Below are 26,544 nucleotides of genomic sequence, written 5' to 3' on the forward strand. Positions count from 1 at the left end.
TCCACAGTCGGCGAACACCGAACCTCTCGGGGGCATAAGCGTATAGCTGATATCTTCGGAGATATTAGCCGACCGGTCGGGCGGGTCAGCCGGCCTGCGCGAGGGTGTGGCCGGCGAGGTCCGCCTCGAGGTCGCCGGTCTCCCCCGCCGCGACCGCCCGGCGGCCGAGCACGATCGTGTAGACCCAGTAGGCCGCCAGCACCACGGCGCCGATGGTGATCTTCAGCCAGCCGGGCAGCGACGACGGCGTCACGAAGCCCTCGACGACGCCGGAGACCGCAAGCACGATCACCAGCCCGATCGCCACCGTGAACAACGACCGGCCCTCCTGCGCGAGCGCGCGGCTGCGGGTCCGTGGCCCGGGCGCCACCCATGCCCAGAACAGTTTGAGCCCGGCGCCCGCGGCGATGAAGATCGCGGTCAGCTCCATGAGGCCGTGGGGCAGGATGAGGCCGAAGAACACGTGGAGGAGGTCGTGGTCGGCCATGATCCCGGCCGATGTCCCGACCCCGACGGCGTTCTGCACGATGACGTACGCCGGGAAGAGCCCGGTGATACCTAGCGCGATGCACTGCGCGGCGATCCACGCATTGTTCGTCCAGACCTGACCGGCGAAGTCCCCGGCGGGGGAGTCCGAGTAGTAGGCCGCGAAGGCGTTCTCGGCGTACTCCTCCAGCTCGGTAGGGCTGCCGAGCTGGGCCATCGCGGCCGGGTTGGTCACCACCCACCACGCGCTGACCGCGCCGAGCAGCACGAAGACGGCGCCGACAGCCAGCGTCCACCACCGCACCCGGTAGAAGGCAGCCGGCAGCGAGACGAGGAAGAACCGGGAGACGTCGGACAGCCGCGCCTCGTGCGCGCCGGCGATCCGGCCGCGGGCGGTCGCCAGGAGGGTCGACAGCTCGGAGACGAGGACCGGGTCCGGCGCGCTCGTCCGTACCGACGACAGGTGGCCGGCCGCCGTCTGGTAGAGCGTGACGAGCTCGTCGGCCTCGGGCCCGCTGAGACGTGGCCGGGCGGTCAGCTCACGCAGCCGGTCCCACTCGGGGCGGTGCACCGCGGCGAAGGCATCGACGTCCACCCGGGTACCCTGCCACACATGGTCGATCACGGGGCGGGGACCACCGCCCGGCTGCTGCGCGTGGCCCGGCTGCCCGAGGACCTCATCATCACCGGTGAGGCGGTCGCGCTGGAGGTCCGGCCGGCGTCGTTCATGCTGCGCCTCGTCGGGTCGCTGCTCGACGCGATCTGCTACGTCGCCGTCATCGGCGCGATCGCGGTCGGGGTGCTCAGCACGCTCGACTACGTCAACGACGCTCGGTTCATGACCGCCTACATCATCACGCTGGCCGCCGTCATGGTCATCGCGCCGACGGTCGTCGAGACCCTCACGCGTGGTCGCTCGCTCGGCAAGCTGGCCACCGGCATCCGGATCGTGCGCGACGACGGCGGCCCGATCCGGCTGCGCCACGCCTTCATCCGCGCACTGACCGGGCTGGGCGAGCTCTGGCTGACCCTCGGCTCGGTCGCCGTCATCACCGCGGTGCTCAACCCGCGCGGCAAGCGCCTGGGCGACCTGCTCGCCGGCACCTACGCCGCCCGCGTCCGGGGCGCCGAGCGCAGCCCGCCGCCGTTGCTCATGCCGCCCGAGCTGGCCGCGTGGGCGCACAGCGCGGACATCCGTGCCATGCCCGACGGCGTCGCGCTGGCGGCCCGCCGGTTCCTCGACCGCACCGGTGACCTCGCGCCCGGGCCGCGGGCGGCGCTCGGGCAGCAGCTCGCGGCGATGGTCGAGCCGCTCGTCGCGCCACCGGCCCCCTGGGGCACCCACCCCGAGCGGTTCCTCGCCGCGGTGCTCGTTGCGCGCCGCGACCGGGAGTACGAGGTGGGGGTCCGCGCCCGCGACGCCGCCGCGGCCGCCGCCGCCGAGATCCGCCGCCTGCCCCACCACATCCCCGGCTGACGTCGCGGCCCTCACCCGCGCCAGCAGGCTTGTCGCCGACAGCAGGCTTAGCCGCGACAGCAGAGTTGTCCACGGCGAAACTGCTCGTGGACAAGTCAGCTCTCGGCAACAAGTCAGCTCTCGCGGACAAGTCAGCTGTCGGCAACAAGTCAGCTCTCGCGGACAAGTCGGCTGTCGGTGACAAGTCGGCTCTCGCGGACAAGTCGGCTGTCGGTGATGGGGAGGGGAGGGATGGGGAGGGGCGATTCTCATCCCTGCCTCATCGCCGCCACGTAACGTGGCCCCGACGGCAGGAGAAGAACGACAGCATGTATGAACGACCAGGACGGCGGTGGGCCCAGGCGTTGGCGACCCTCGCGCTCGTCGAACGGCGTAGCACCGCGCTGACGACGGCGGCCCGCTGGCGGCAGGTCGTCACCGCCGGCCCCGACGCCTACCTCCTCCCGGGCGCGGAGGCCCTGCCGCCGTCGCTGGCGCCGAGCGGCTCACCAACCCGCCGCCCGCTGCGCGCCCCGGTGAGCGCCGACCTCGTCCAGCTCGGCAAGTTCGATCGCGGCCGGCAGGTGCGGATGCGCGCCTTCTACGGCGCGGCAGGTATCAGCGTCCGGGTCCAGGCCGCTTCGCGTGATGCCGCGGTCCGGCACGGGGTGGCGCGCAGCGTCACCGCCGCTCAGGTGGTCGCCGCCCACCGCCCCGACCTCATGCCGCGGATGGTCGACCACGGCACGGTGCTGCGGGGCCGCACCGCCTACCTGACCGAGGAGACCGTCACCGGCCGGATGCCGCAGGACCCCGCCGAGGTCGCCGTCGCGATGACCGGGGTGGCGCGCGAGCTCGGCGCCGTCCAGCGTGCGGTCGGCATCACGGCTCGGCCGCTCGGCGCGGTCGCGCACCCGCGGTTCGCCGAGCGCTGGCGGGCGGTGGTCGCCGGCGGTCACCTCAGCCCGGCGCTCGGCGCCGAGGTGGAGCGGCTCATCGCCCGCGACGCCCGGCTCGAGGTGAGCTTCACGCACGGGGACCTCGTCTCCTCCAACGTGTTCCTCGACGACGACAGGATCGTCCTCATCGACTGGGAGTACGCCGGCGAGCAGCCGATCGCCTTCGACCTGGCCAAGATGCACATCAACGCCGGTCCGGCCGGGCCCGCCACCGACGCCCTCGACGGCGCGCTCGAGCAGACCGTCGGCCACGACCGCGGCCACTACACGCTCGTCGAGCAGCTCGCCCTCGCGCACGCCGTCGTGCTCTCGCGGCTCGAGGCCCGGCTGGTGAGGGCGCGGCAGGCCGGCCGGCTCGGACCGCTCGAGCGGCAGACCCGCAAGCGCGCCCTTGCGCTGCGCGAGCTGCTGGCGATGCGCGGCTGACCGGCGTCCGCGAGCCGCCGGCGAGCGACGAGCCTACGCTGGGACGACCGACGGTCTCAGGGGGTGGGGATGGGGCGCACGCTCGTCATCACCGCGGACGACCTCGGCATCGATCCTCGCACCAACGCCACGATCGTCGCGCTGCTGCGCGAGGGTCGGCTGTCGGCCACCACGCTGATCCCGGTCGCCGCCGCCGCTGACGACGCCGTCCGTCGGATCACCGCCGCCGGGCTGCAGCCGCCCCACCTGCACTTCACCATCTCCAGCGGTCGCGGGCACGCGCCGTGGCGGCCGCTTGCCGAGGACGTACCCAGCCTTGTCGACGGGACGGGTCACCTGCCGGTCGATGCCCGGACCGCCGAACGGTCCGCGACGGTGCCCGACGTCCAGCGAGAGCTGCACGCGCAGCTGGCCTGGATGCGCGCCGCCGGGATGCCGCCGAGGGTACTCGACTCCCACTCGGGCACCCTTTACGGCATGCACGGGCGGTCGCTGGCGGACGTCGCGGTGGACTTCTGCGCGGAGCACCAGCTCGCTTTCCGTCTCCCCCGACGGCTGGGCCGGCTCCTCGCGGTCGGGGTGCCGGGCCTGCGCCGTGCCCACGACCTCGCGGTGCCGCAGGCCGACCGGCTCGGGGTGCGGCTGCCGCAGTCGCTGGTGAGCGCCTGGCTGCCGGGCCGGTTCATCGCCCGCTACGCCCAGCTGCGCGCCGAGGTGCTGTGGCAGCTGCGCCGGCTGCCGCCGGGCACCTCCGAGCTCATGGTCCACCCCTCGCCGCCGTCGGCCGCCCAGGCCATGCCGCCCACCGAGGGCCGCAAGCGGGTGTGGGAGCTGCGGCTGCTGCGCGACCCGGTCTTCACCCGCACCCTGCAGGAGGAGGAGATCACGGTCGTGCCGGCGTGGTGACCGGTCACCCGCCGACCCGGAACACCCCGTGCGCGCCGCGCTCGGCGTCGACCATCGCGTGAGAGACGAACGGGTAGCTGCCGGCCTCGGGGAACTCGAGCTCGACGAACCCGCCCTGCGCGGCGACGAGCGGCAGCACCTGGCCGCCGCCCGTCGGCCCGCCGATCTCCTCCGGCCCGCCCAGTCGGTAGGCGCCCTCGTTGTAGACGGTGTCGAACTGGCCGCCGACCACGTGGAACGCCGAGCCGCGTGAGGGCCCGGCCGCCAGCACCCACACCCGCACCCGCTCGCCGACGTCGGCCACGAGCGGCTCGTGGTCGTACTGGTTGGGGTAGCCGTTGAACACCACGAGGTCGGGCGCCTCGGCGGCGATGGCGGCGGCGTCCGCGGTCCCGCCCTGCGGCCCGAGGTACATCTCGGACTGCACGAGCACGTACTCACGGTCCACCGGCTCGAGCTCCGGCGGGTCGATGATGACGGCGCCGAACATGCCCTGGGCGATGTGCATGGACATCGGCATCGTCGAGCAGTGGTACATCCAGATCCCGGAACGCTCGGCCGTGAACCGGTAGAGGAGCGACTCCCCCGGCGCGATCGTGCGCATCGGCTCGTCCGGCGCCAGCGCCCCGGCGTGGAAGTCGATCGAGTGGCCGATCGTGCCGTCGTTGACGAGGGTGATCTCGAAGACGTCGCCGACCTTGCCGCGCAGGGTCGGCCCCGGCGCGGTGCCGTTGAAGGTCCACCGCTCCTGGACGACGCCGGGAGCCACCTCCCCGGTCAGCTCGCCCACCGTGAAGGTCACCTCGTGCAGGTCGCCCGCCGGCGCGGGCGGGAGCTCGGCCGGGTGGGCGGTGAAGTCGTCGCCGGGCGCCGCCATGAGGTCGAGGTCCTCGCGGGCGGAGGGCCCCTCGGCCACGTCGTCGCCGCCGGCCCCGTTCGCGCCGCCGGCCCCGCCTGCGCCGTCAGACCCGCCCGCGCCGTCAGCACCGGCCCCACCCTCGCCGTCGTCCCCGACAGCAACGCCCACGCCGACGGCGACCACCTCGAGGGTCATCCCCATCTGCCGGTGGCCGGCCACCGAGCACCAGCCGTCGAGGTCACGCCCGACGATGCCGAGGTCGATCTCCGTGGCGTCCCCGGAGGACAGCCGGCCGGAGCTCGCGCCGGTCTCCATGACAAGGTCGTGGACGTCGGAGTCGGTGTTGACCAGCTCGATCACCAGCCGGTCCCCGACCGGGACCTCGATGACGCCGGGGACGAAGCGCATCTCGACGGCCTCGACCCGCACCGTCGTCGTGCTGCCGGTGGCGGTGACGTCCCCGGCGGCGGACGACCCGGTGAGCCCGGCCGAGGCCGGGTCCCCCGCGACGCCGAGCACGACGGCGAGCGCCACCGCGCCCACGCCGTAGAGCGCACCGAGCCGGCGGGGCACCGGTGGCGGCCCGGTGGCGATCGATGCGGCAATGACCGAGCCGGACGTCTCCCGGTCCGCCCGGCGGCGCACGAGCAGCGCCCGCGCGAGCAGCACGAGGAACGCCGACAGCCCGGCCAGCCCGAGCAGCGACGTGGTGACCTTCACCAGGCTGGGGACCGGCAGCAGGAAGATCGCCAGGCTGAGGTTGACGATGACGATGCGCGCGCCAGCGGCGCGGTTCATCTCGTGGTCCACCCGCCGCACCACCCGCGGCCCGCCGCCGAGCATGACCGGCGCGAGGTAGCTGAGCGCACCGAGGAGGATCTGGCCGGCGAACCCGGCGGCGTAGGGGGTGGCGAGCACGCCGAGGTTCTCGCGCAGCACCGCCCAGTCCCCCGACGTGACACCGAGCACGCCGAGGACGACGACGCAGATCACCAGCCAGGTCACCGCGGCCATCGCGCTGTAGGTGGCGTAGCCCTGCGGCCGCTTCTTCCGCGCGACCTGCACCATCGGGCGGACGACCAGGGCGACGCCGGCGAGGTATACCGCGGCGGCCACCGTGACGAGCACCGGCACGTCGATCGCGGCGGCCAGCCAGATGACGACCAGCCCGCCGAGCAGCACGTACATCGCACGGTGGGCGGCCAGCGGCGCGCCCTCGGCCATCTTGGTGCGCAGCATCGTGGGCCACAGCACGACGAGCGTGCCGAGCACGGTGAGGCCGACCCAGCCGAGCAGCATCGTCGTCGTGTGGGCGGTGTAGAGACGTCCCTCGACGAGCGCCGACGGCGTCGTGCGGGCGAGCAGCACCCCCATCGCGACGCCGACGACGAGGCACACCCCGGCGCTGACGTAGAACAGTGCGAGGCCGCCGAAGCGCGCCATGAGGGCGCCGCGGCGCTGGAGCAGGATGACGACGACGTGGGTGATCGCGACGACGGTCACCCCGGCGCCGCCGACGACGACCAGCGGCCACCGCCCGGTGGCGACGCCGACGATCACCAGGATCGTCGAGACGGTGTGCAGGCCCAGCCGGACGAACATCAGCCCCTGCCCGCCCGGTGCCGGGCGGCCCAGCAGGGTGTCGCTGAAGTGGCCGGACCAGATGAGGATGGCGGTGCTCACCGCGCCGAGCAGCATGAAGTGCACGAGGAGGTAGCCGGACTCCGGGATCCACCGGTGCGCGACGGCGACGACGAAGGCCGCGACGAACCACCCGACGACGAGCGCGTTGACCCGCACGTGCCACGGCCGGCGGGCCATCGGCGGGCGGCTGCCGCGCCCGGGTCCCGGGCTGCGCCGGGCGGGACGGTCGGACGCGCTCATGACGCTCCCTGGCTGGTCGTGATGGCGGCTGGGGCGGGCTGGGTGGCCGGGGTGGGCTGATTGGCCGGCTGCACCGGTCGCGGCTGGGTGCGGCCGGGGCGCTGCGGGCGCAGGACGGACCAGCCGGCGAGGACGACGAACAGCAGCACCGCGACGATGTTGCCGACCCCACCGGCCTGGACCGCCCAGCCGAGGTCGCGGGCATCGCCCACGGCGAGCCGTAGCAGCAGCGTGGCCTGCAGCAGCACCGCCGGGACGATGAGCACCGAGTGGTACGGCAACGGGCGGCGCAGCACCGCGGGCATGATCACCGGGGCGTGCGCCATGATCATCGAGATGACGAAGCCGAGGAAGACGGCGTGGGTGGCGGCGTCGTAGCCGCGGCCGTCGACCTGCCCACCGAGCAGCCAGATCGCCCCGGCGACGGCGAGCCACCCGTAGCTCGCCAGCAGGCAGCCCGCGATGTACCGCGGCAGGCCCGTGGCGTGGATGGTGCGCCGGGCGACGTCCTTGGCCACCAGCCAGCCGGCGGCGGCCAGCAGCGCCAGGCCGAGCAGCACGAAGCCGGCCTCCGGCGCCAGCAGCGCGGTCATCGCCGCGACCACGAAGGCCGCTGCCACCAGCTGGGCGACGGCGGCGTCCCGCGGGGACAGCGACTCGATCCGTGCCAGCTCGAGGCGCTCGCCGAAGATCGTCAGCACGAGGTAGCCGACCAGCCACGGCAGCAGGCCGGGCACCGGCACACCGGCGAGCCAGAGCACCGCGGCGCCCAGCGCCATCAGCGAGCCGAGGATCTGGACCGCGACGGCCGCCATCGGCTGTCGCGCGTACAGCGAGCGGTAGACCAGCAGCGCGAAGAGCTGCGCAGCGACCAGCAGGCCGGCGCCCACCTCGAACGGCAGCACCGAGACGACGGCGAGCGCACCCAGCCCGTTGAGCGCCGGCGCGAGGTAGCCCCAGGCGCGGCCGAGCGCCACCGACCGTTCAAGGCTGATGACGGTGCCGACGAAGCCGAGCACCATGAGGGGGCCGTGGACGTCGGCGAGCCGGGCACCGACGAGCACGTGCGGCAGGCCGAGCAGTGCGAGCGCGGCATCCAGGCCGGCGAGGAGCGCCAGCCCGCCGGGGATCAGGAACGGGACGCGGAACGCGGTGCGGGTGAGCGGTCCTCGGGAGGAGTGCCGGGTGTCAGCCATCGGTGCTGCGCTGGTCGGCGGGCGGCGCGACGCGCAGCAGGCAGGCGCCCGGCTCGGCGAAGGCCTCGAGGCTGACGCGTGCCGGGTCGATGCCCTCGTGGCCGAGGACCTCCTGGGCCATGCCGAGGTGGCCGGTGCACACCAGCTCGGGATAGTCCTTGGCCAGCGCCAGCACCGGGCAGCGACGCAGCCGCTGGGTACGCGCGCCGTCGGGGTCGGTGACGGTCTCGGGGCCGAAGCCGGCGCGCTCGAACATCTGACCGAGGCGTTCGACGGAGTCCACCCAGTCCGCCGCGCCGGCCGTGGCCGACGTGCCGGTCGAAGCCTCGTCACCGGCGTCGGGGGCGCGCCGCAGCGGCGGCCCGTCGACGAGGTGGCGTTCGCGCATCGCGCGGCCCCAGTCGCGGCCGGCCGCGAGCGCGTGCTCCTCGAGCACCGCCGCCGGCACCGTGCGCGCCAGGTAGCCGACGAGCGCCTCCGCCAGCACGGCGTACTCGGGGCCCGCCGGGGTCGCCGCAAGAGTGGCGCGGTAGAGCGCCGCGGGCCGCCCCCGGCCGGCGGAGTGGCGCAGCGTCCGCGCGACCAGCTCGGTGGCGACAAGCGACTCCAGGTGCTCGCGCACCGTGTTGGGGTGCTGGCCGAGCTGTGCGGCGAGCTCGACGACGGTGCGACGGCCACCGAGCTCGATGAGGGTGTCGAGCACGGCCCGCCGCGCGGGGGACAGCTCTTCGCGTGCGAGACCTCGAGCGGGGAGGGGACCCAACCTGTTATCCACGGTCCCAACCGTACTATTCACGCGGCGCCGCTTACCACCCTTTCGTCCCAGGTGAGACGCGAGGTGATGTGATTTTACGCGCACGACGTGCGGCGCCGTCGTTGTGCGGCTTGACTTGCGCTGTGACGAAGCTTCTCGGTGCGGTGGCGGCACTCCTCCTCGGGGTGACCGCCTGCTCGGTGACGATCCCGACCGACCCGGACGGCACCCTGGACCGGGTCCGCGGCGGCACGCTGCGGGTCGGGGTCTCACCGAACCCGCCGTGGACCGACCTGCCCACGGGCCTCGAGGGCGAGCCGGCTGGCTCCGAGGTCGCGCTGGTCGAGGACTTCGCCCGCTCGATCGACGCCGAGATCGTCTGGGTCCCCGGCGGCGAGGAGGACCTCGTCGGCCGCCTCGAGCACGACGAGCTCGACCTGCTCATCGGCGGCCTCACGGCGCAGTCCCCCTGGGCCGACACGGTCGCGCTGACCTACCGCTACACCGTCACCGTCGACTCCCGCGGCGAGGAAGCGCTCCATGTGATGGCGGCGCCCATCGGCGAGAACGCGTTCCTCGTCACGCTCGAGCGCTTCCTGCTGGACCAGGACCTGCCGACATGACCGCGCGCTTCGGTCACACCGAGCTGCCGGCGGAGCAGGAGAAGCAGCTGCGCCGCGCGGTCCGGCTGGCGTGGCTGACCATCGCGTTCCTCGTCACTGCCGTCACCGCCGTCTACCTCACCATGGGCAGCTCGCAGGCGATGAAGGCCGCCTGGATGGAGGACATGCTCTCCTTCATCCCGCCCATCGCCTTCCTCGTGGCCGTCCACCGGACCAAGCGTCGGCCCACCCCGGAGCACCCCTACGGCTACCACCGGGCGGTCGGCGTCGGGCACCTCGTCGCGGCGACCGCCCTGCTCGCCATGGGCGCGTTCATGGTGTGGGACTCCGGGTCAGGCCTCATCAAGGCCGAGCACCCGCCGGTCGGCCTGATGGAGCTCGGCGACCAACCGATCTGGTCCGGCTGGCTGATGATCGCCGCGCTGGCCTACACCGCGGTGCCACCGGTGCTGCTGGGGCGCGCGAAGATGCCGCTGGCCGAGTCACTGCACGACCGGGTGCTGTACGCGGACGCCGACATGAACAGGGCCGACTGGATGACCGCCGTCGGCGGCATCCTCGGCATCCTCGGCATCGGGCTCGGCCTGTGGTGGGCGGACGCCGCGGCCGCGCTGTTCATCTCGGGCAGCATCCTCCACGACGGCGTCCGCAACCTGCGGGTCGCGGTGGGCGCTCTGATGGACGCCCGCGCCGAGACCTACGACGGCCAGGATCCTCATCCGCTCGTCCAGCAGATCGACGAGCACCTCGCTGGTCTGCCGTGGGCAGCCGAGGCGCGCTCCAGGGTTCGCGACCAGGGCCACGTGTTCCACGTCGAGTCCTTCGTCGTGCCGGTCGCCGGCTACACCCCCACCCTGGAGGACCTGCGCCTGGCGCGTGAGGGTGCGATCGAGCTGGACTGGAAGGTCGATGACATGGTCGTCATCGCGGTCGAGGCGCTTCCGGAGCAGATGCTGCCGGGCCTGGCCGGCGAGGCGGGCACGCACGACGCCGGAGCCTAGGCGACCGCTGAGCGCCACCTTGGCAGTCGCAAGGTGGCGTACCGTGACCGCGTCCTGCGCCGACACCCACCGGGAGAGGTACCGCATGCGACCCACCTCGAGGCCCCGCCCCAGCCGTGCGCCGCGGCGGGCGCTCCGGGCGGCGGCGACCACGTCTGCCGTCACGGCCCTTCTCACCGCAGCCGCGGTCGGGACGCCGGCCACCGCAGCTGACGAGATCACGAGCATCGTCGACGGCATGAGCGTCGACGAGCTCATCGGGCAGATGACCTGGACCCACGTCCACGGCGCCACCGCCGACGAGGACTCCGGGGAGAACCGGTCGCGCTACGGCGTCGGCACCCCGGCCGAGGTCGTCGAGACGTACCACCTCGGCGGTGTCCTCTACTTCGCGTGGGCCGGCAACACCGAGGATCCCGCGCAGGTGGCCGAGCTCTCGGCAGGTCTGCAGCAGGCCGCCCAGTCCACCGGCACCGGCATCCCGCTCGCGGTGACGGTGGACCAGGAGGGCGGCACGGTCAGCCGGATCGGGCCGCCGGCGACGGCGCTGCCCGGTGGCATGGCGCTGGGCGCCACCGCGGACACCGGCCTCGCCCGCGCACAGGGCGACGTCCTCGGCAGCGAGCTCGCGGCGATGGGGATCAACGTCGACTTCGCCCCGGTGGTGGACCTCAACACCAACCCGGCGAACCCGGTCATCGGGCTGCGGTCGATGGGCGAGGACGCCGCACTGGTCGGGCAGCTGAGCGCCGCCCAGATCGAGGGGCTGCAGTCCCAGCACGTGGCGGCCGCCGCCAAGCACTTCCCCGGCCACGGCGACACCGACGTCGACTCCCACACCGGCCTGCCGGTGATCGCCGGGGACCCGGAGTCTCTCGAGCGGCACCTCGAGCCGTTCCGGGCCGCGGTCGACGCCGGGGTCGACATCATCATGTCGGCGCACATCGTCGTGGAGTCCATCGACCCGGAGCTGCCCGGCACGCTGTCACCGGCGGTACTCACCGACCTGCTGCGGGGCGAGCTCGGCTACGACGGCCTGGTCACCACCGACGCGCTCGACATGGACGCGCTCAAGCAGCTGCCGGGCAACCCGCTCGACGACGCCGATATCGCGGCCCTCGCGGTGCAGGCCGGCTCGGACATCCTCCTCGAGCCCCCGGACCTCGACGCGGCGTTCGCCGGCATCCACGCCGCGCTCGACGCCGGCGACCTCACCCGCGAGCGCCTCGAGGAGTCCGTCACGCGGATCCTCGAGTGGAAGGTGGAGCGCGGCATCTGGCAGCCGGGGGCGGGCGCGCCGGAGCGGCCGCCGCTGGACGTCGTCGGCAGCGACGAGCACCGTGCGACGGCGACCACCATCGCCGAGCGCGCCACCACCCTGCTGCGCAACGAGGGCGGCATCGTGCCGCTCGACCCGGCCGGGACGTCGCTGCTCGTCGCCGGGGCCGGCTCCGCCTGGCCCGAGCGGCTCACCCCGCTGCTGCGGGAGCAGGGCTTCACCGTCGAGGAGCGGCTGGAGAGCGGCGACTCCCCCACCGCCGGCTACCGGTCCGCCGTCGCCGCCGCCGCGGGTGAGACGGACGCCGTCGTGGTCGTCGTCGACGACGCTCGCGGCACCACCGCCCAGCAGCAGCTCGTCGCGGAGGTCGCCGCCGGGCCGACGCCGGTCGTCGTCGTCCTCGCCGGCACGCCCTACGACCTCGCCGCGACCGACGACGACGCCGCAGCGGTCGTCGCTTCCTACGGCTCGGCGAGCGTCAACTTCGAGGGCATTGCCGCGGTCCTCGGCGGCGCCGTCGCCCCGACCGGGCAGCTGCCGGTGAGCGTCCCGGGCCCGGACGGCAGCACGCTGGCCGAGGCGGGCTTCGGGCTGCGCACCACCACCGAGGTCACGCCGGCGGCGGTGGAGTTCACCGACGAGCCGGGCGCCGGTGCCGACACCCTCACGGTGCCGGCCGTCGACGGCGTCAGTTACCTGCTCGACGGCAGCCCCGTCGAGCCCGGCACCCACCCGGCGACCGGTGCGGTGGCCGTCACCGCCGAGGCTGACGACGGCTTCCACCTCGCCGCCGGCGCGACCGTCGAGTGGTCGCACGACTTCGGCCCGAGCACGAGCGCCACCCCGGCCCCCGACGACGGCAGCGCCGCGGACGACGCGGCAGCCGGCTGGCTCCTCGCGGGGGCCGCCGTCGTCCTCGTGGCGGCGGCCGGTGCGGTCGTCGTCCTGCGGCGCCGACCGTCGCAGGGCGGCGGGCAGGCTCGCGACCACGGCTAATCGATGTCGGTGCTTTGACCCGCGCGCGGCAGTGAGGCTCCTTACCCCCATAACATCTCCGTAACGATTCATAATCAGGTAAAGCCGCAGGTCAACGCAAGTTTCTGCGGCGGTTTCTCGGGTGCGAACGGGGCCATTCCTCACATCTGTCACTAGCCGGACAGCCCCTGAGGTGGCATGGTGGCTAGTCGCCCGAACAATCGCTGCGTTTACGCTGCCCATTTCTTGGGGTGCCGTGAGCCATCCCGGCAGTATGCCGGGCCAATCCCGCGAGGTGATCGTGAGCGCCCTACGCGCTGAGAACGTCTACAAGGTCTTCGGTCGGCGGTCCCAGGACGCTGTCCGCAGGCTCCAGGCCGGCGCCAGCCGGGACTCCGTCAAGTCCATGGGGACGGCCGCCGTCATCGACGCCTCCTTCGAGGTGAAGAAGGGCGAGACCTTCGTCGTCATGGGCCTGTCCGGCTCCGGCAAGTCGACCCTCATCCGCATGCTCAACGGGCTGCTGACCCCCACCGCCGGCAGGGTGCTCATCGGGGAGGACAACGTCACCGACGTCTCCCCCGCCGAGCTCCGCAAGATCCGCCGCGAAAAGATCTCCATGGTCTTCCAGCACTTCGCACTGCTGCCGCACCGCACCGTCCTCGACAACGTCGCCTACCCGTTGGAGATCAACGGCATGGGCCTCGCAGAGCGCCGTGAGCGGGCCGCGCAGACCGTCGCACTGACCGGTCTGGCCGGCTGGGAAGACTCCCTGCCCGCGCAGCTGTCGGGCGGCATGCGCCAGCGGGTGGGCCTGGCCCGTGCGCTGGCCGCCGACACCGACATCCTGCTCATGGACGAGGCGTTCTCGGCGCTCGACCCCCTCATCCGTCGTGACATGCAGGAGCAGCTCGTCGAGCTGCAGGCCACGCTCGGCAAGACGATCGTGTTCATCACCCACGACCTCAACGAGGCGATGTTCCTCGGCGACCGCATCGCCGTCATGCGCGACGGGCAGATCGTCCAGATCGACACCGCCGAGAAGATCCTCTCCGACCCGGCCGACGAGTACGTCGCGAAGTTCATCGCCGACGTCGACCGTTCCCGCATCATCACCGCCGGTGCCCTCATGCGCCGCCCGCAGTCGGTCGTCCAGATCGGCGGCGGCCCCGGCGTGGCGCTGCTCGAGATCGAGAAGACCCAGGGCTCCGCCGCCTACGTCGTCGACCGGCAGCGGGTGCTCCAGGGCACGGTCTACGACGACGACCTCCTCGCGGCGCAGCGCAAGGGCGCGAACGACCTGCGCAGCGTGGTCAAGCCGGACACCTCAGCCGTGCGGCCCGAGACCCCGCTCGCCGACCTGTTCGCCTCGGCCGCCGAGGCGCACCTCCCGCTCGCCGTGACCGACGACGGCGGCCGCCTCGTCGGCGTCGTGCCGCGCGTCCGGATCCTCCAGGCGATGGCCCGACCCAACGGCGACGAGAACGGCAACGGCAACGGCACTGTCCTGGCAGCCGCCGTCAATGGCGCCACCACGAATGAAGGGAGTCAGTCATGACCGACTTCCGCATCCCCCTCGGCGACTGGGCCAAGAGCGGCATCGACTGGCTCACCGCCACGTTCGCTGCGGTCTTCAGCGCCATCCGCACCATCCTCGACTGGCTGTACGACTTCGTGGAGACGCTCGTCACCTCGCCGGACGTGTGGTGGGTAGGCATCCTGCTGACCGTCATCGTCGCGTCCGCCGCCTACGTGCTGCGCGACTGGAAGTGGGGCCTCGGCGCGCTCGTCGCCCTGGTCGCCTACTGGCTGCTGACCCAGCTGTTGCTGCCCGAGCCCAACTTCTTCTTCGTCGTCGTCGTCCTCGCCCTCGTGGGCTTCCTCGCCAAGGGCTGGCGGCTGGGCGTCGGCACCCTGCTGGGGTTCACCTTCATCCTCGCCCTCAATCAGTGGGACAACGCGCTGCAGACCCTGGCGCTCGTGCTCGTCGCCTCGATGTTCGCGGTCCTCCTCGCGGTCCCGCTCGGGATCTGGACGGCCCGGAACGCCACCGTCTCGACCATCGTCCGGCCGGTGCTCGACTTCATGCAGACGATGCCCGCGTTCGTCTACCTCATCCCGGCCATCGTGCTGTTCCGCACCGGCGTGGTTCCCGGCATCATCGCCTCCATCGTCTTCGCCATGGCGCCCGGGGTGCGGTTCACCGAGCTGGGCATCCGGCAGGTCGACCGGGAGGTCGTCGAGGCTGGGCACGCCTTCGGCGCGACCCCCAGGCGCATCCTGCGCCAGATCCAGCTGCCGCTCGCGCTGCCGACGATCATGGCCGGCATCAACCAGGTCATCATGCTGTCGCTGTCGATGGTCGTCATCGCGGCCATGGTCGGCGCCCCCGGCCTCGGGCAGGACATCGTGGCAGCCCTCACCGGGCTGCAGGTCGGGCTGGGCGTCGAGGCCGGCCTCGCCGTCGTCATCCTGGCGATCTACCTCGACCGCGTCACCGCGGCACTCGGCGACCGCGCCCCGGTCGCGCGCGCACTGAAGATCCGCGCCTCCGACGACTGAATCACTCGTCCCCGAAAGCTCAACACACCGAACAGGAAGAGAACAGATGAAGATCACGCGACGTCACGTCACTACACTTGCAGCCACCACCGCGGTCGCACTCACCCTCGCCGCTTGCGGCTCCGACACCACCGAGCCCGGCGACGGTGGCGACGACGAGGCCACGGCCTCGTCCGAGCCCATCACCATCGGCGTCCACGGTGGCTGGGAGGAGGGCATCGCCGCCTCCCACCTGTGGAAGCACATCCTCGAGGAGCAGGGCTACGAGGTCGAGATGCAGACCGCCGACGCGGGCGTCATCTTCACGGGCATGGCCCAGGGCGACTACGACGTCAACTTCGACACCTGGCTGCCGCTGACCCACGGCCACTACCTCGACGAGTACAGCGAGGACCTCGAGGAGCTCGGCATGTGGCTGCCCGAGGCACCGCTGACCATCGCGGTCAACGAGGACGCCCCCATCACCTCCCTCGCGGAGCTCGCGGACCACGCGGACGAGTTCGGCAACCGGCTCGTCGGGATCGACGCCGGTGCCGGCCTGACGAAGATCACCAACGAAGAGGTCATCCCGACCTACGGCCTCGAGGGGATGGACTACATCATCTCCTCGACCCCCGCGATGCTCGCCGAGCTCGGCGCGGCGATCGACGCCGGGGAGAACGTCGTCGTCACCCTGTGGAAGCCGCACTGGGCCTACGACGAGTTCCCCATCCGTGACCTCGAGGACCCGGAGGGTGCGCTCGGTGAGCCGGACGACATCTTCGCCTACGGCCACGCCGGCTTCTCCGAGGAGTACCCGGAGGTCGCCGAGTGGATCGGCAACTTCGAGATGACCGAGGACCAGCTGCACGAGCTCGAGAACATCATGTTCAACGAGCTCGCTGGCGAGGACAATGACGCCGCGGTTGACCAGTGGCTCGAGGCCAACCCGGACTTCGTCGCCGGCATCATCGGCGAGTGACCCACCACGTCGGAGCGGCCTGAGGCCACACCGACGGCTCCGACGGCCCCGTCACCCGAGAGGGAGGCGGGGCCGTTTGCCGTCCCCTGCGGCACCGCGCGCACCGCGCGCACCGGCCGCGGCTACTGCCGGCGTCGGCGGACCAGCGCCACCGCGCCCGCGCCGGCCGCGCCCAGCAGCAGCACCCCGGCAGCGACGAGGGTGGGCGCCCAGGCGTCCCCACCCTCAAGCAGCGGACCAGGGGCGGCAGTGGTGGCTGTGGTCGGCACCTCGCTCGGCACCTCGGTCACCGGTCCGAACGGCACCTCACCGCGGGCCGTTCGGCGGTCGAGCTGATCGAGGTAGAGCGAGCGTGGCTCGAGCCGCTCGCCGTCGCCGATGTGCTCGAGCCAGTCACGTGGCTCGGTGCCGTCGCCACCAGGGTTCTCCACCACCGCGCAGTCCCCGCGGCCGGTGGTGCCGACGACGTACCCCCAGCCGAGCTGCTGGCTGATCGCGAGCCGGTCGCGGGTGCAGTTCTCGCCCGAGACGTTCCACATCACGCTCTCGGTTGCGCTGTGAGCGTGGGTGCTCGCGGTCCGGTACCTCATCTCGAGGGTGTCGCCGTCGACCCGCACGTTGTCGAACAAGTTCGCCGCGCTCAGGTGGCGGTGCAGCTCGGTGGCCCGCTCGCCGTCGACGGCGAGACTGTCGAGGAGGACGTTGCCGGTCGCCTGGACCGCCTGCACGAGGTAGTTGTGCCGCCCACCCTCGGCGCGTGCGTCGCGCACGAGCGTGTCGCTGCCCATGAGGTGGTAGAGGTAGCCGTTGCCGCCGGCGCCGCGGTACTGCGGGTGGCGCAGGTCGGTGCCGGCGATGGTGATGTTGCGCGCGTACCGCACGTAGACGCCGACGGACAGCAGGTGGACGTCGTCGTCGTTGGCCGCCGGGCGGAAGGAGCTGACGCCGCTGACCCAGCCGTCGACCGCGTCGTTGAACGCGATCGCCGAGGCCTGGTGGGCCTGGTGCCCCTGGGTGCCGTCGCGGTCGTGGTCGTCCTCGTCGTCGTCGCTGCGCGGCAGGTCGCTCTGCCGCATGCCGATCGTCAGGTCCGCCACCCCGCTGCCGGTGACCGGGTCGGGGGCGGGATGCAGCCGCGCCCCGTCGCGCACGAGGATCGGGTACCGGGTGGGGATGTCGATCGTCACGGTGCCGGCGGCCGCATCGACCGCGGTGATCCGCCGGTGGTAGACGAGCGCGTCGAGGGTCTCCGGCTGCCACCGCTGATCCTTGGCGACCGGGTGCGCGGCGAGCCACTCCTCGGTGGTGTCGGCCTTGAGCACCACCCAGTCGCCGGCACCGAACGGGCTCACGTCCTCGACGTGGAGGGTGCGTGCGGGCCCGGTGACGTCCTCGGTGAGCGGGACGACGACGTCACTGCCGTCCTCGACGTCGTGCCAGCTGTGCCAGTCGGACCGGTCCGGCCCGATGAGCACGACGGCGGTCTGCCGCATGTCCTCGGCGGTGGCGTTGTAGACGCGGGTGCGCCCGGCCCCGTCGCCGCGGAGCAGGACGTCGTCGGCGAGGATGTGCAGCACGGCGCGGGAGTCGTCCGGCGGCTCGACCCGGTAGGTCCCCGCCGGCAGGTGGACGGTACCGCCACCGTCGGCCCCGACGTCGTCGATGGCGGCCTGGATCGCGGCGGTCGCGTCGTCGCCGCCGGTCGGGTCGGCCTCGTACGGCGGCCGGGTGACGTCGACGACGGGCCCGTCCACCGTGCGAGGCGGGTCGCTGCCGTACCGGTACCCGGCGTAGGAGAAGTCGTGGAGGAACCGGCCCTCGCCGTCGGGCGTCGCCGGCTGCCAGTCCACCGGGTAGAGCTCGCTGCGCAGGCTCGGCGCACCCTCACCAGCCCCGACGGCAGCCGACGAGGCCGCCAGCAGCACGCCGGCTGCGAGCCCGGCCAGCCGCCGCCGCCGCGCCGCGCTCCTACTCACCGCCCACCGCGCGGCCCGCCCCGGGGCCGGCGGACCGCCGGAGATCGGGCTCGAGGTAGATCTGGGTACGCAGTGTCACAGCATCGCGGACCCGCTGCTCGGCGTCGTCGATGGCGGTGGCGACCTCCTCGGCGGTGTCGGTCCGGGTGACCTCGATCTTGGCGGCCACCAGGATCTCGTCAGGCCCGAGGTGTAGCGTGCGCAGGTGGATGACCGACTCGACGCCGTCGCCGAGGAGCGCCTGCTCGATCGCGCCGTGCTGCTCGGGCAGCGCCCCCTCCCCCAGCAGCATCGATCCCATCTCGATGGCGAGGAAGATCGCGATGACGACGAGCAGCACGCCGATCGCGGCAGTGCCCGCGGCGTCCCACCGGCCGTCCCCAGTGACCAGGGTCAGGCTGACGCCGGCCATCGCGAAGACCAGCCCGAGCAGCGCGCCGGTGTCCTCCAGCAGGATCACCGGCAGCTCCGGCGACCGAGTCTTGCGGACGTACTGCAGCCACGGCTGCTTGCCACGGACCGCGTTGGCCTCCTTGACAGCGGTGTGCAGCGCGTAGGCCTCCATGACCATCGCCAGCGCGAGCACGGTGGGTGGCACCCACTGCCAGGCGGTGATCGGTTCCGGGTGGGACCACTTGTGGTAGCCCTCGTAGAGCGCGAACAGCCCGCCCAGGCTGAACAGCACGATGGAGACGATGAAGGCGTACAGGTACCTGGCGCGGCCGTAGCCGAACTGGTGGGTGGTGTTCGCCACCCGCCGGGCGCGCCTGCCGCCGAGGAGCAGCAGCGCCTGATTGCTGGAGTCCGCGACCGAGTGCACGCCCTCGGCGAGCATCGAGCTCGACCCGGTGAGCAGCCAGGCGGTGAACTTGGTGACCGCGATCCCCAGGTTCGCCGCCAGCGCAGTGACGACCGCCTTCGTGCTGCCCTCTGTCGCCATCCCCGGTCCCGCCTCTCGTCCGACCGGCGCACGCCGGCTCGGGTCGAAGCGTAGCGAGGCGCCGGTGCGCTTGCTCGGTGACCGGGCGGCGCGTCGCCCGGCTAGAGCGCGCGCGCCTCGTCGGCGAGCAGGATCGGGATCCCGTCGCGCACCGGGTACGCGAGGCGGTTGGTCGCTGCGGTCGAGACGAGCTCCGGGCTGCCGTCGGGCGCGGTGCCGTCGACCAGCTCGGCGCCGGTCACGGGGCAGCGCAGCACCTGCCGGACCCACGGCTCGACGCCGCTGGTCGTTGCCTGGTGGTCGTCGCTCATGTCACTCCGCTCCGCCGTCGCCCGGTGCGCCGGCCGGCCCCAGCCTAACGACCCGCGGGCCGGGCACGTGCGTGGGGCGGGCGTGCGGGACCGGTCGGCAGGGCCGCTGTCAGTCGGCGTCGCCGCGTAGGACGCGCAGGTGGCCCCGGCGGCCGATCTCCGGCTCGGGGAGCCGGTGGGTCACCGGAGCGGGCATCGCCGAGCCGGGACGGGCGGCCGGCAGCGCCGGGCCGGGCCGGGCGTGCGACGCCTCCCGGACGGCGTCGGCGAGCGCCGCGATGTCGTCCTCGCTCGGCGGGGCGGGGACGAACTCGGACGCGAGCCGGACCACCTCCCAGCCACGCGGTGCGGTGAGCCGGCCGGCGTGCGGCTCGCAGAGGTCGTAGGAGTGCGGCTCCGCCTGGCTGGAGAGCGGCCCCAGGACGGCCGTCGAGTCGGCGTAGACGTACGTCAACGTCGCCACGGCGGGCTGACCGCACGTGGCACGCGTGCAGTGCCGGGAGCTTCTCACGGGGTCGACCGTACAACCTTCGGCGCTCCGACGGCGCCCGGCCACGCCGTCCGGGGCCGCGGTCGGGCTACGCTGACGGGGTGAGCGAGCACCTCCTGCCGGCCATCCCGCCCCGGCGCCGGGCCCGCCGCCGCGACCGGCGAGGCCGCGGCCTGCGCGGCCCGCTCATCCCGCCGACGCTTCCCGGGTGGCGCACCCGCAGCGACGAGTTCGACGACGCGCTGCTGGCCGCCGTCGAGCAGCTGGAAAAGGGCTGGTCGCGCGAGCTGTCCGCGGTCGAGTTCGGGGTCGAGGAGGTCCCGCCGTCCGACCCGAGCCCCTGGGAGCGCGACTCGGTGGCGCTGGGCCGCTACTTCCCGGCCGACCCCGCCGCCGGGCTGAGCGACCGCGTCGTCCTGTACCGGCGCCCCATCCAGTCGCGCTGCGAGTCCTCGGCGGACGTCGCCGAGCTCGTGCACCTCGTGCTCGTGGAGCAGGTGGCACACCTGCTCGGCAAGGATCCCGAGGACCTGTAGCGAGAACGCGTCCGGGCGGTCGCTGCTCTGGATCGTCAGCCGAGCGTCCGGGGCGTCGGAGCGATGGCCACCGACCGGGCGGACTGGGTGTCCTGCGGTACCGGCACCACCGCGAGCAGGGCGCCGTCCGGTGCCGCGGCGGTGAGGTGGACGGCGGCGTGCAGCGTCGCGGCGTCGTCGGTCTGCACCTGGACGGCGGCCACCGGCTCGGCGGCGAGAGTCGTGAGGTCGGTGTCAGCGCTGCCGCCGGCGGGCACGTCGAGCCGGGTGGGCTCACCGGTGGTGCCGTCGCCGAGCACCGGTGTCACCGTCGCGCTCACCGGCTCGTCGGCCGGGTTGGCCATCACCAGGCGCGCCGTCGCGAGGTCGTCGGCGAGGCCCGGCAGGGCGACGAGGCCGGTCTCCAGGGCGGCGGTGGCCGGTACCCAGGCGCGGTCGACCGGCGGGGTGTCGGGATCGGCCTCGGTCGGCTCACCGGTGCTCGTGAGCATGGCGGCCGCCGCGACGGGGGCGTCCGCCGTCACCCGCGCCGACCAGGCCCCGGCGGGCAGGCCCGCGAGGGAGACGTCGATGACGACGCCAGGATCGAGCACGAGGTCCTCGGCGCCCGGGACCGGCGTGACGCCGTCGGCGCCGAGCAGCTCGACGCTCGCGCCCACCTCCTCCTCCCCGGGGTTGACGATCCGCAGCACCGACGGGTCGGCGTCGTCGGCGGCGGTCTCGCCCAGCACGATCCCGGGGATCACGAGCTCGTCGGTCGGGGGCGGCCCGGGGTAGACGAGGTCGGTGCCGGCCGGTACCAGGCCGCGCAGCCGGCTGTCCTGCAGGGTGGCGGCCACCTCACCGCCGGTGACATCGAGCTGGAGGGCCAGCCGCTCCTCGCCGGCGACGACCGCCTCGAGGAGTACGACCTGCTGCCCGTTCGGCGGCACGAGCACGCTGCCCGCCGCCGACATGTCGAGCGGCCCGGTGCTGCCCCAGCCAGTCATCGTCACGGTGGCCGGGGTGTCACCGGGGTTGCTGAGCACGAGCTGGGCGCTGCTGCCCGGCTCGGTGCTGCCGCCTACGAGCCAGGCACCGGCGGCCGGCGGCTGGCAGGCGGTCGCCGTCAGCCCGCGCAGGTCACCGGCGGCAGTCGTTGCCAGGCTGGTGCCGGTGGCCAGTGCGCTGCGGTCGCCCATCGGCTCGGCGCGCAGCACCATCGCCTCGCCGGCGCTCTCGACCGTCGCCACCCGCGCCTCGCCCTCGAACGGGAGGTCCACCGGCGTGGTGCCCGCGAGGTCGGCGAGCTGCGTTGCGCCGGGTGAGCTGTCGGCGACGGCGAGGCTCAGCGCACCGAGCAGCGTGGTGGTGCCCGACCCCTCGGGGTCGAACTCGTCGTAGGCGAGGTCCTCGCCGGCGGCTGCGGTGGCGAGCCGTGGTGGGCCGGCGCAGACCTGCACGCTGGTGGTCGCCGGCACGTCGACGGTCGTCGCGGCCACCGGGGTGGCGTCGGTCGGCAGCTCGCCGCCGGCGACGAGGACGCCCCCGGCGGCCGCGAGCAGCACGGCGCCGCTGGCGGCGGTGACGGTGGTGCGCAGCAGCCGCCGCCGGCGCGTCGTGGGGTTGTCGGTCATGGCTGGACCACCTCTCGACGGCGGCGCACCGGGATGGCGAGCAGGAGCACGAGCCCCAGGCCCACGCCCTGCGCGACCCGCCACGGCAGCTGCCACCCGGGCTCGTACTCGATGACCAGCTCCCCGGTGTGGGCGGGCAGCTCGAACGCCTGGCGCCAGCCGTCGCTCGTCGCGCGCAGCGATCGGCCGTTGTACGTGGCCTGCCAGCCGCTGTCGGCGCGCTCGGCGAGGACGACGGTGCGTCCCTCGTCACCGCCGGGGACGGTGGCACGGACGTCGACGTCGCCGGCGGGGACGGCGTCGAGCACGGTGCCGTCCGCGGCGACCAGCTGGGCGCGAGCCACCGAGGCCGCCGCGGCGGTGGCGGTGGTGGACTGCGAGACGCGCCAGATCACCCCGGACTCGTTCTCGGTCACCCGCTCGAGGCCGGCGGTGGAGTCGAGCCGGGAGATCAGCGACTGGCGGGCGACCGGGTCGGTGCCGGTGGCCGCGGGTGGCACGACCACGACGCCGACCGCGAGCCGGCCGAGCTCACTGCCGGCGGCCCCGGTGGTGCCGGCGGCGAGCTGGGCGACCAGCACCGTCAGCTCCTCGCTGGCCGGGTCCGCGGGGGACGGCTGCGCGCCGGTGCCGACGCCGGTGACCGCGCGGGCCGCCACCAGGCTGGACGTCTCGATGAGCTGGTGGCCGGCGCGGCGCCAGATCTCGGCTCGCAGGCCGTCCTCCTGGGCGTCCAGCGCCAGCACCCGGGACCGTTCCGGCCCGTGCTGCAGGTCGATCGCCAGCGCGGGTACCGGCGGTACCTCGCGGCCGCGGACCGCGTCGAGCTCGGTGACCGAGCCGCGCTGGCTCAGCACCGTCGCCAGCCAGGCGGTCGTGGTGGCCAGCGGCCCGAGGACCATGGTGGCCACGACGAGCACGGCAGCGACCTGGCGCCAGCCGAATGCGCGGACGGCCAGCGAGGAGGTCATCCCGTCAGCAGCGCTGACGGCCGCGACGAGCAGCCCGAGGGTGGCCAGCGAGAGACCGGCACCGGACCAGCCGTGGACGAGCTGCCACTGGCCCTCGAGGTCGGCGCCGGCGGCGACCGGGGTGCGGCTGGCCACGACGGCGGCGCCGAGCCCGATCACCGCGGCGATCCAGCCGGCCCGGACCGCGCGGGCCCGGCCGGTGCCGCGCAGCAGGGCGAGCACGGCCACGAGGAGGAGCGCGCCACCGCCGGCGACGGCGGCCACCAGCGGCCAGGGCGAGGCCGCGAGGCCTGGGAGCGCGACATCCGGCGGGTCCTGCGGCCAGCCGAGGCCGGCGAGCCACGCCGCGCCGGGCGAGACCTCGAAGGCAGCACCGGGACCGGCGAGCAGCACCCGCCAGGACCCGTCGGCGACGTCGGCGCGGGCCGCCATGAGCAACGGACCGAAGACGAGGAGCGACGGCAGCCCGACGAGCGCGAGCAGCCGGCGGCGACGCGGTACGACGACGGCGAGCAGCACCAGCGTGAGCAAGCCGGCCGGCAGCAGCACCGGCGCGCCGGCGGTGACGGCCGCCAGCGCCAGCCCGGCGCCCGCCGCCGCAGCGATAGACCCGGCGGCCCGGCCCCCCCGCGGATCCCCCACCCCCGCGCCGTCCACCCCCGCGGCGTCCACCCCCGCGCCGTCCACCCCGGCGCCGACAGCAGGATTGTCCACCGCCCCCGCGGCCGATTTCGTGCCGAGAGCAGAGTTGTCCACGACCCCCGCGCCCGACTCCACGCCGACAGCGGGATTGTCCACGGCGGCCGCGCCCTCCCCCGCGCCCGCCCCCGCGCCCGCCCCCGCGCCGACAGCGGGATTGTCCACGGCGGCCGCGCCCTCCCCCGCGCCTGCCCCCGCGCCCGCCCCCGCGTCGGCAGCGGGATTGTCCACGGCGGCCGCGCCCGATTCCGCGCCGACAGCAGAGGTGTCCACGACACTCGTGCCGTCAGCGTCGGCCGCCAGGGCGCCTGAGTCCGGTGCCGCCGTGTCTGCGCCATCGCCGACGACCGCGGTGCCCACGTCGTCGGCGATGCCCGCGTCGTCGGGAGCCGGACGGCCCGCCGGGTCGGCCGGCCGGCCGACCCGCTTCGCCCCGACCATCCCCGACAGCACGACGTCGCGCCGCTCCACGCCGACCGCCCGGGCGATCCCCATCGCGACCCACGGCAGCAGCAGGTGGGCGACGACGGCGCCGAGGCGCCCCTGGCCGGTAGCCAGCAGCAACGCGGGCGCCACCGCCCAGACAGCCGCTGCCCAGGCACGCAGCAGCACCGACCGGGTGGCCGCCCCGGCCGCGAACCACGCCCCGATGCCAGCGAGCGGCACCGCGAGGACGAGTACCGCAGTGGTCAGCAGACTCGCGTCGCCCCCGAACGGTGCCAGCGGCAGCGCGGCGATCGCGAGCACGGCGAGGAACGGGTCGCCCGGGCCGGCGTGGCCGAGCCCAGCAGCGACCCACGCGGAGGTGGCCGCACCCCACAGCTCACCGGCGGTGGACTCCACGGCGGCGAGGGCACCACCCACGAGCGGGCCGCCGGTCAGCCACGGCCCGAGGGCGGCCAGCCCGATGCCGCTGAGCGCCACGGTGAGGATCCAGAACGCGGTGCGCCGACGGCGGGCCAGCGCCGCGTGCTCGGCGATCTCCAGCTCGCTGGGGGCCCTGCGCCGTGAGCGCGCCGCAGCGAGCGAGCGTCGTTCGTCGCGCTTGGCGCGGGCAACATCAGCCCCGCTCGCCCGCAGCGGCCGGAGGTAGCGGCTGGGGACCCGGGCGGTCCGTCGGTGCCGACGGCGGGCTCGCAGGATCGACGCCGGCCGGGCGAGGACCTCGGCGGCAGCACGCATCTCCGCGCCGACGAGACCGAGCTCCTTGGTGGCCAGCCGCCACAGCGCACGCAGCGGCGCCAGCACGAGGATGGCGACCACCACGAGCGGCAGCCACGGGGCACGCACCGACAGCAGCCAGATGAACAGCTGGGCGCGACGTCGCGCGACGAAGGAGCGGCGGGGGTCGGGCACGGTGGCCGGCTCGGCACGCCGGGTGGAGAGGTCTCGCAGCCCGTGGAAGGACGCGCGGGCGTGGTGGACGACGGCGCCGGGCACGAGCACCACCCGGTGGCCGGCGCGCCAGACCCGCAGCGAGAGCTCGAGACCGTCGCTGAACGGGCCGAGCGCCGGGTCGGGACCGCCGAGCTCGTCCCACACCTCTCGCCGGACGAGGGCCCCGGCGGTGCCGACCGCCAGCACGTCCTCGCGAGAGTCGTGCTGGCCCTGGTCGATCTCGCCGCTCTCGATGTCCGGCACCCGGCGGCCGGAGACGGTGGCGCGCAGCCCGGCCTCGAGGAGGAGGTCGGGCCGCTCCCAGTCCCGCTGCTTGGCACCGGCGACGGCGATCGACGGTCCGCTCTCGATGGTGCGCACGAGCTCACCGAGAGTTGCCGGCTCCGGCGCGGAGTCATCGTGCAACAGCCAGAGCCACGGCGGGACCGAGGGTTCGGGTGCTTCCGGGTCGCGGTGGCGGGCCTCGCGCAGCTCGTGCTCGCCGTGCTCCCGCAGCGCGGCGCGGACCGCCGCGCCGAACGTCCTGGCAGCCGGGACCCGGACGATCCGGGTGCGGCTGACGTCATCGAGCCCGACGGCGTCGACGACGTCGGCGATCGGGACCCCGGTGCCGACCTCACGGTCCGGCGCACTGGTGTCGACGACGAGGACGGTGCCAGCGGGGATGTCCTGCTCGGCGACGCCGCGCAGGGTGCGGTAGAGGTACGCGGAGACGCCAGGGGTCACCACGACGGCGAGCGTCGCGGCGTCGCCGAGCCTCCGGTCAGCGTCCGCCATCAGTCATTGACGTCAGACCACTCGTCGCTTGAGCTTGCGGCGCTCGCGCTCCGACAGGCCGCCCCAGATCCCGAAGCGCTCGTCGTTGGCCAGCGCGTACTCCAGGCACTCCGAGCGGACCTCGCACGAGGTGCACACCCGCTTCGCCTCTCGGGTGGAGCCGCCCTTCTCCGGGAAGAACGCCTCCGGGTCGGTCTGGGCGCACAGCGCCCGGTCCTGCCAGCTAAGGACGCCTTCGTCAGCGAACTCGTCCAGGACGTAGAGCCCCTGCTGCCCCGTGTCTGCCGTGACTCCGGTGCTCAGCGGACCATCACCAAGTATGTTCCACACAGTTGTTCCCATCGTCGTCGCCACCTTCTCCCCCTGAATTACACGCGTGTCATCCGCAGGAGTCAAGCGGAAGGTGGTATCGGGGTGCGACACGCCGACGGCGCGCCGGAGCACCACGAGGCGTGAGAACCGGTGGGCCTGCGGGTATGCGCCGCGCGACCGGTGCGGTGAGG

Annotated in this window: 21 protein-coding genes; 10 read left to right on the forward strand and 11 right to left on the reverse strand. The window is 73.8% G+C overall.

Going from position 1 to position 26,544, the window contains the following annotated elements; genetic code table 11:
• Nucleotides 1–85: 85 nt before the first annotated feature.
• Nucleotides 86–1,081, reverse strand: coding sequence for a stage II sporulation protein M (locus tag V2J52_RS15090; protein ID WP_331228556.1), 996 nt, complete (start codon nt 1,079–1,081; stop codon nt 86–88).
• Between the two features lie 18 nt (nt 1,082–1,099).
• Between V2J52_RS15090 and V2J52_RS15095 the strand changes: the two genes are divergently transcribed.
• The 3 genes from V2J52_RS15095 (at nt 1,100) to V2J52_RS15105 (ending at nt 4,233) form a co-directional block, all read left to right on the forward strand.
• Entirely contained in the window at nt 1,100–1,963 is an 864-nt protein-coding gene (locus tag V2J52_RS15095) for an RDD family protein (RefSeq protein WP_331228557.1), read from the forward strand.
• Nucleotides 1,964–2,271: 308 nt separating this feature from the next.
• The gene (locus V2J52_RS15100) at nt 2,272–3,327 is read left to right on the forward strand and encodes a phosphotransferase (RefSeq protein ID WP_331228558.1); all 1,056 of its coding nucleotides are present in this window, start codon (nt 2,272–2,274) and stop codon (nt 3,325–3,327) included.
• A 69-nt stretch (nt 3,328–3,396) separates the two neighbouring features.
• On the forward strand, nt 3,397–4,233 hold the full coding sequence (locus tag V2J52_RS15105; protein WP_331228559.1) for a carbohydrate deacetylase: 837 nt from the start codon (nt 3,397–3,399) through the stop codon (nt 4,231–4,233).
• A gap of 4 nt (nt 4,234–4,237) precedes the next feature.
• Here V2J52_RS15105 and V2J52_RS15110 read toward each other — a convergent pair whose 3' ends face one another.
• The 3 genes from V2J52_RS15110 to V2J52_RS15120 are packed head-to-tail and all read right to left on the reverse strand — an operon-like array spanning nt 4,238 to nt 8,947.
• Nucleotides 4,238–6,976 (reverse strand): multicopper oxidase domain-containing protein, encoded by a 2,739-nt coding sequence (locus V2J52_RS15110; protein ID WP_331228560.1) that lies wholly within the window; start codon nt 6,974–6,976, stop codon nt 4,238–4,240.
• Nucleotides 6,973–8,172: a DUF8744 domain-containing protein gene (locus V2J52_RS15115; RefSeq protein ID WP_331228561.1), complete on the reverse strand. Its 1,200-nt coding sequence runs from the start codon at nt 8,170–8,172 to the stop codon at nt 6,973–6,975. The genes V2J52_RS15110 and V2J52_RS15115 overlap by 4 nt, the downstream gene beginning before the upstream one ends.
• The gene (locus V2J52_RS15120; protein ID WP_331228562.1) at nt 8,165–8,947 is read right to left on the reverse strand and encodes a helix-turn-helix transcriptional regulator; all 783 of its coding nucleotides are present in this window, start codon (nt 8,945–8,947) and stop codon (nt 8,165–8,167) included. The genes V2J52_RS15115 and V2J52_RS15120 overlap by 8 nt, the downstream gene beginning before the upstream one ends.
• Before the next feature lie 122 nt (nt 8,948–9,069).
• On the opposite strand from V2J52_RS15120, the gene V2J52_RS15125 reads away from it, so the two are divergent.
• The 6 genes from V2J52_RS15125 (at nt 9,070) to V2J52_RS15150 (ending at nt 16,327) form a co-directional block, all read left to right on the forward strand.
• Nucleotides 9,070–9,549 (forward strand): transporter substrate-binding domain-containing protein, encoded by a 480-nt coding sequence (locus tag V2J52_RS15125; protein ID WP_331228563.1) that lies wholly within the window; start codon nt 9,070–9,072, stop codon nt 9,547–9,549.
• On the forward strand, nt 9,546–10,550 hold the full coding sequence (locus tag V2J52_RS15130; protein WP_331228564.1) for a cation efflux transmembrane domain-containing protein: 1,005 nt from the start codon (nt 9,546–9,548) through the stop codon (nt 10,548–10,550). Before V2J52_RS15125 ends, V2J52_RS15130 begins: the two co-directional genes overlap by 4 nt.
• Before the next feature lie 85 nt (nt 10,551–10,635).
• The gene (locus V2J52_RS15135) at nt 10,636–12,825 is read left to right on the forward strand and encodes a glycoside hydrolase family 3 protein (protein ID WP_331228565.1); all 2,190 of its coding nucleotides are present in this window, start codon (nt 10,636–10,638) and stop codon (nt 12,823–12,825) included.
• A 253-nt stretch (nt 12,826–13,078) separates the two neighbouring features.
• On the forward strand, nt 13,079–14,362 hold the full coding sequence (locus tag V2J52_RS15140; RefSeq protein WP_491062135.1) for a quaternary amine ABC transporter ATP-binding protein: 1,284 nt from the start codon (nt 13,079–13,081) through the stop codon (nt 14,360–14,362).
• Nucleotides 14,359–15,366: an ABC transporter permease gene (locus V2J52_RS15145; protein ID WP_331228567.1), complete on the forward strand. Its 1,008-nt coding sequence runs from the start codon at nt 14,359–14,361 to the stop codon at nt 15,364–15,366. The genes V2J52_RS15140 and V2J52_RS15145 overlap by 4 nt, the downstream gene beginning before the upstream one ends.
• Before the next feature lie 46 nt (nt 15,367–15,412).
• Complete coding sequence (locus tag V2J52_RS15150) at nt 15,413–16,327, forward strand: glycine betaine ABC transporter substrate-binding protein (RefSeq protein ID WP_331228568.1); 915 nt, start codon at nt 15,413–15,415, stop codon at nt 16,325–16,327.
• 122 nt (nt 16,328–16,449) lie between these two features.
• Here the strand turns inward: V2J52_RS15150 and V2J52_RS15155 are convergent, their stop codons facing one another.
• The 4 genes from V2J52_RS15155 to V2J52_RS15170 form a co-directional block, all read right to left on the reverse strand.
• On the reverse strand, nt 16,450–18,303 hold the full coding sequence (locus tag V2J52_RS15155; RefSeq protein ID WP_331228569.1) for a glycosyl hydrolase family 28-related protein: 1,854 nt from the start codon (nt 18,301–18,303) through the stop codon (nt 16,450–16,452).
• Nucleotides 18,296–19,243 carry a cation diffusion facilitator family transporter gene (locus tag V2J52_RS15160; RefSeq protein ID WP_331228570.1) on the reverse strand — a complete coding sequence of 316 codons (948 nt, stop codon included), beginning with the start codon at nt 19,241–19,243 and terminating at the stop codon, nt 18,296–18,298. Before V2J52_RS15160 ends, V2J52_RS15155 begins: the two co-directional genes overlap by 8 nt.
• A 101-nt stretch (nt 19,244–19,344) precedes the next feature.
• Nucleotides 19,345–19,554, reverse strand: a complete 210-nt coding sequence (locus V2J52_RS15165) for a Trm112 family protein (protein WP_331228571.1) — start codon at nt 19,552–19,554, stop codon at nt 19,345–19,347.
• A 109-nt stretch (nt 19,555–19,663) separates the two neighbouring features.
• The gene (locus V2J52_RS15170; RefSeq protein ID WP_331228572.1) at nt 19,664–20,065 is read right to left on the reverse strand and encodes a DUF3499 domain-containing protein; all 402 of its coding nucleotides are present in this window, start codon (nt 20,063–20,065) and stop codon (nt 19,664–19,666) included.
• A gap of 80 nt (nt 20,066–20,145) precedes the next feature.
• Here V2J52_RS15170 and V2J52_RS15175 point away from each other — a divergent pair, with 80 nt between their 5' ends.
• Nucleotides 20,146–20,580 carry a metallopeptidase family protein gene (locus V2J52_RS15175; protein ID WP_331228573.1) on the forward strand — a complete coding sequence of 145 codons (435 nt, stop codon included), beginning with the start codon at nt 20,146–20,148 and terminating at the stop codon, nt 20,578–20,580.
• A 35-nt stretch (nt 20,581–20,615) separates the two neighbouring features.
• On the opposite strand, the gene V2J52_RS15180 is transcribed toward V2J52_RS15175, so the two are convergent.
• Genes V2J52_RS15180 through V2J52_RS15190 form a run of 3 tightly spaced genes read right to left on the reverse strand, consistent with a single transcriptional unit; the run spans nt 20,616 to nt 26,371 of the window.
• Nucleotides 20,616–22,196, reverse strand: a complete 1,581-nt coding sequence (locus V2J52_RS15180; RefSeq protein ID WP_331228574.1) for a DUF5719 family protein — start codon at nt 22,194–22,196, stop codon at nt 20,616–20,618.
• Nucleotides 22,193–26,041, reverse strand: coding sequence for a glycosyltransferase (locus V2J52_RS15185; RefSeq protein WP_331228575.1), 3,849 nt, complete (start codon nt 26,039–26,041; stop codon nt 22,193–22,195). Before V2J52_RS15185 ends, V2J52_RS15180 begins: the two co-directional genes overlap by 4 nt.
• A 12-nt stretch (nt 26,042–26,053) precedes the next feature.
• Nucleotides 26,054–26,371, reverse strand: coding sequence for a WhiB family transcriptional regulator (locus V2J52_RS15190; protein WP_491062137.1), 318 nt, complete (start codon nt 26,369–26,371; stop codon nt 26,054–26,056).
• Between the last annotated feature and the right edge of the window lie 173 nt (nt 26,372–26,544).

It is taken from the genome of Georgenia sunbinii, assembly GCF_036421875.1.
Taxonomy (GTDB): Bacteria; Actinomycetota; Actinomycetes; order Actinomycetales; family Actinomycetaceae; genus Georgenia_B; species Georgenia_B sunbinii.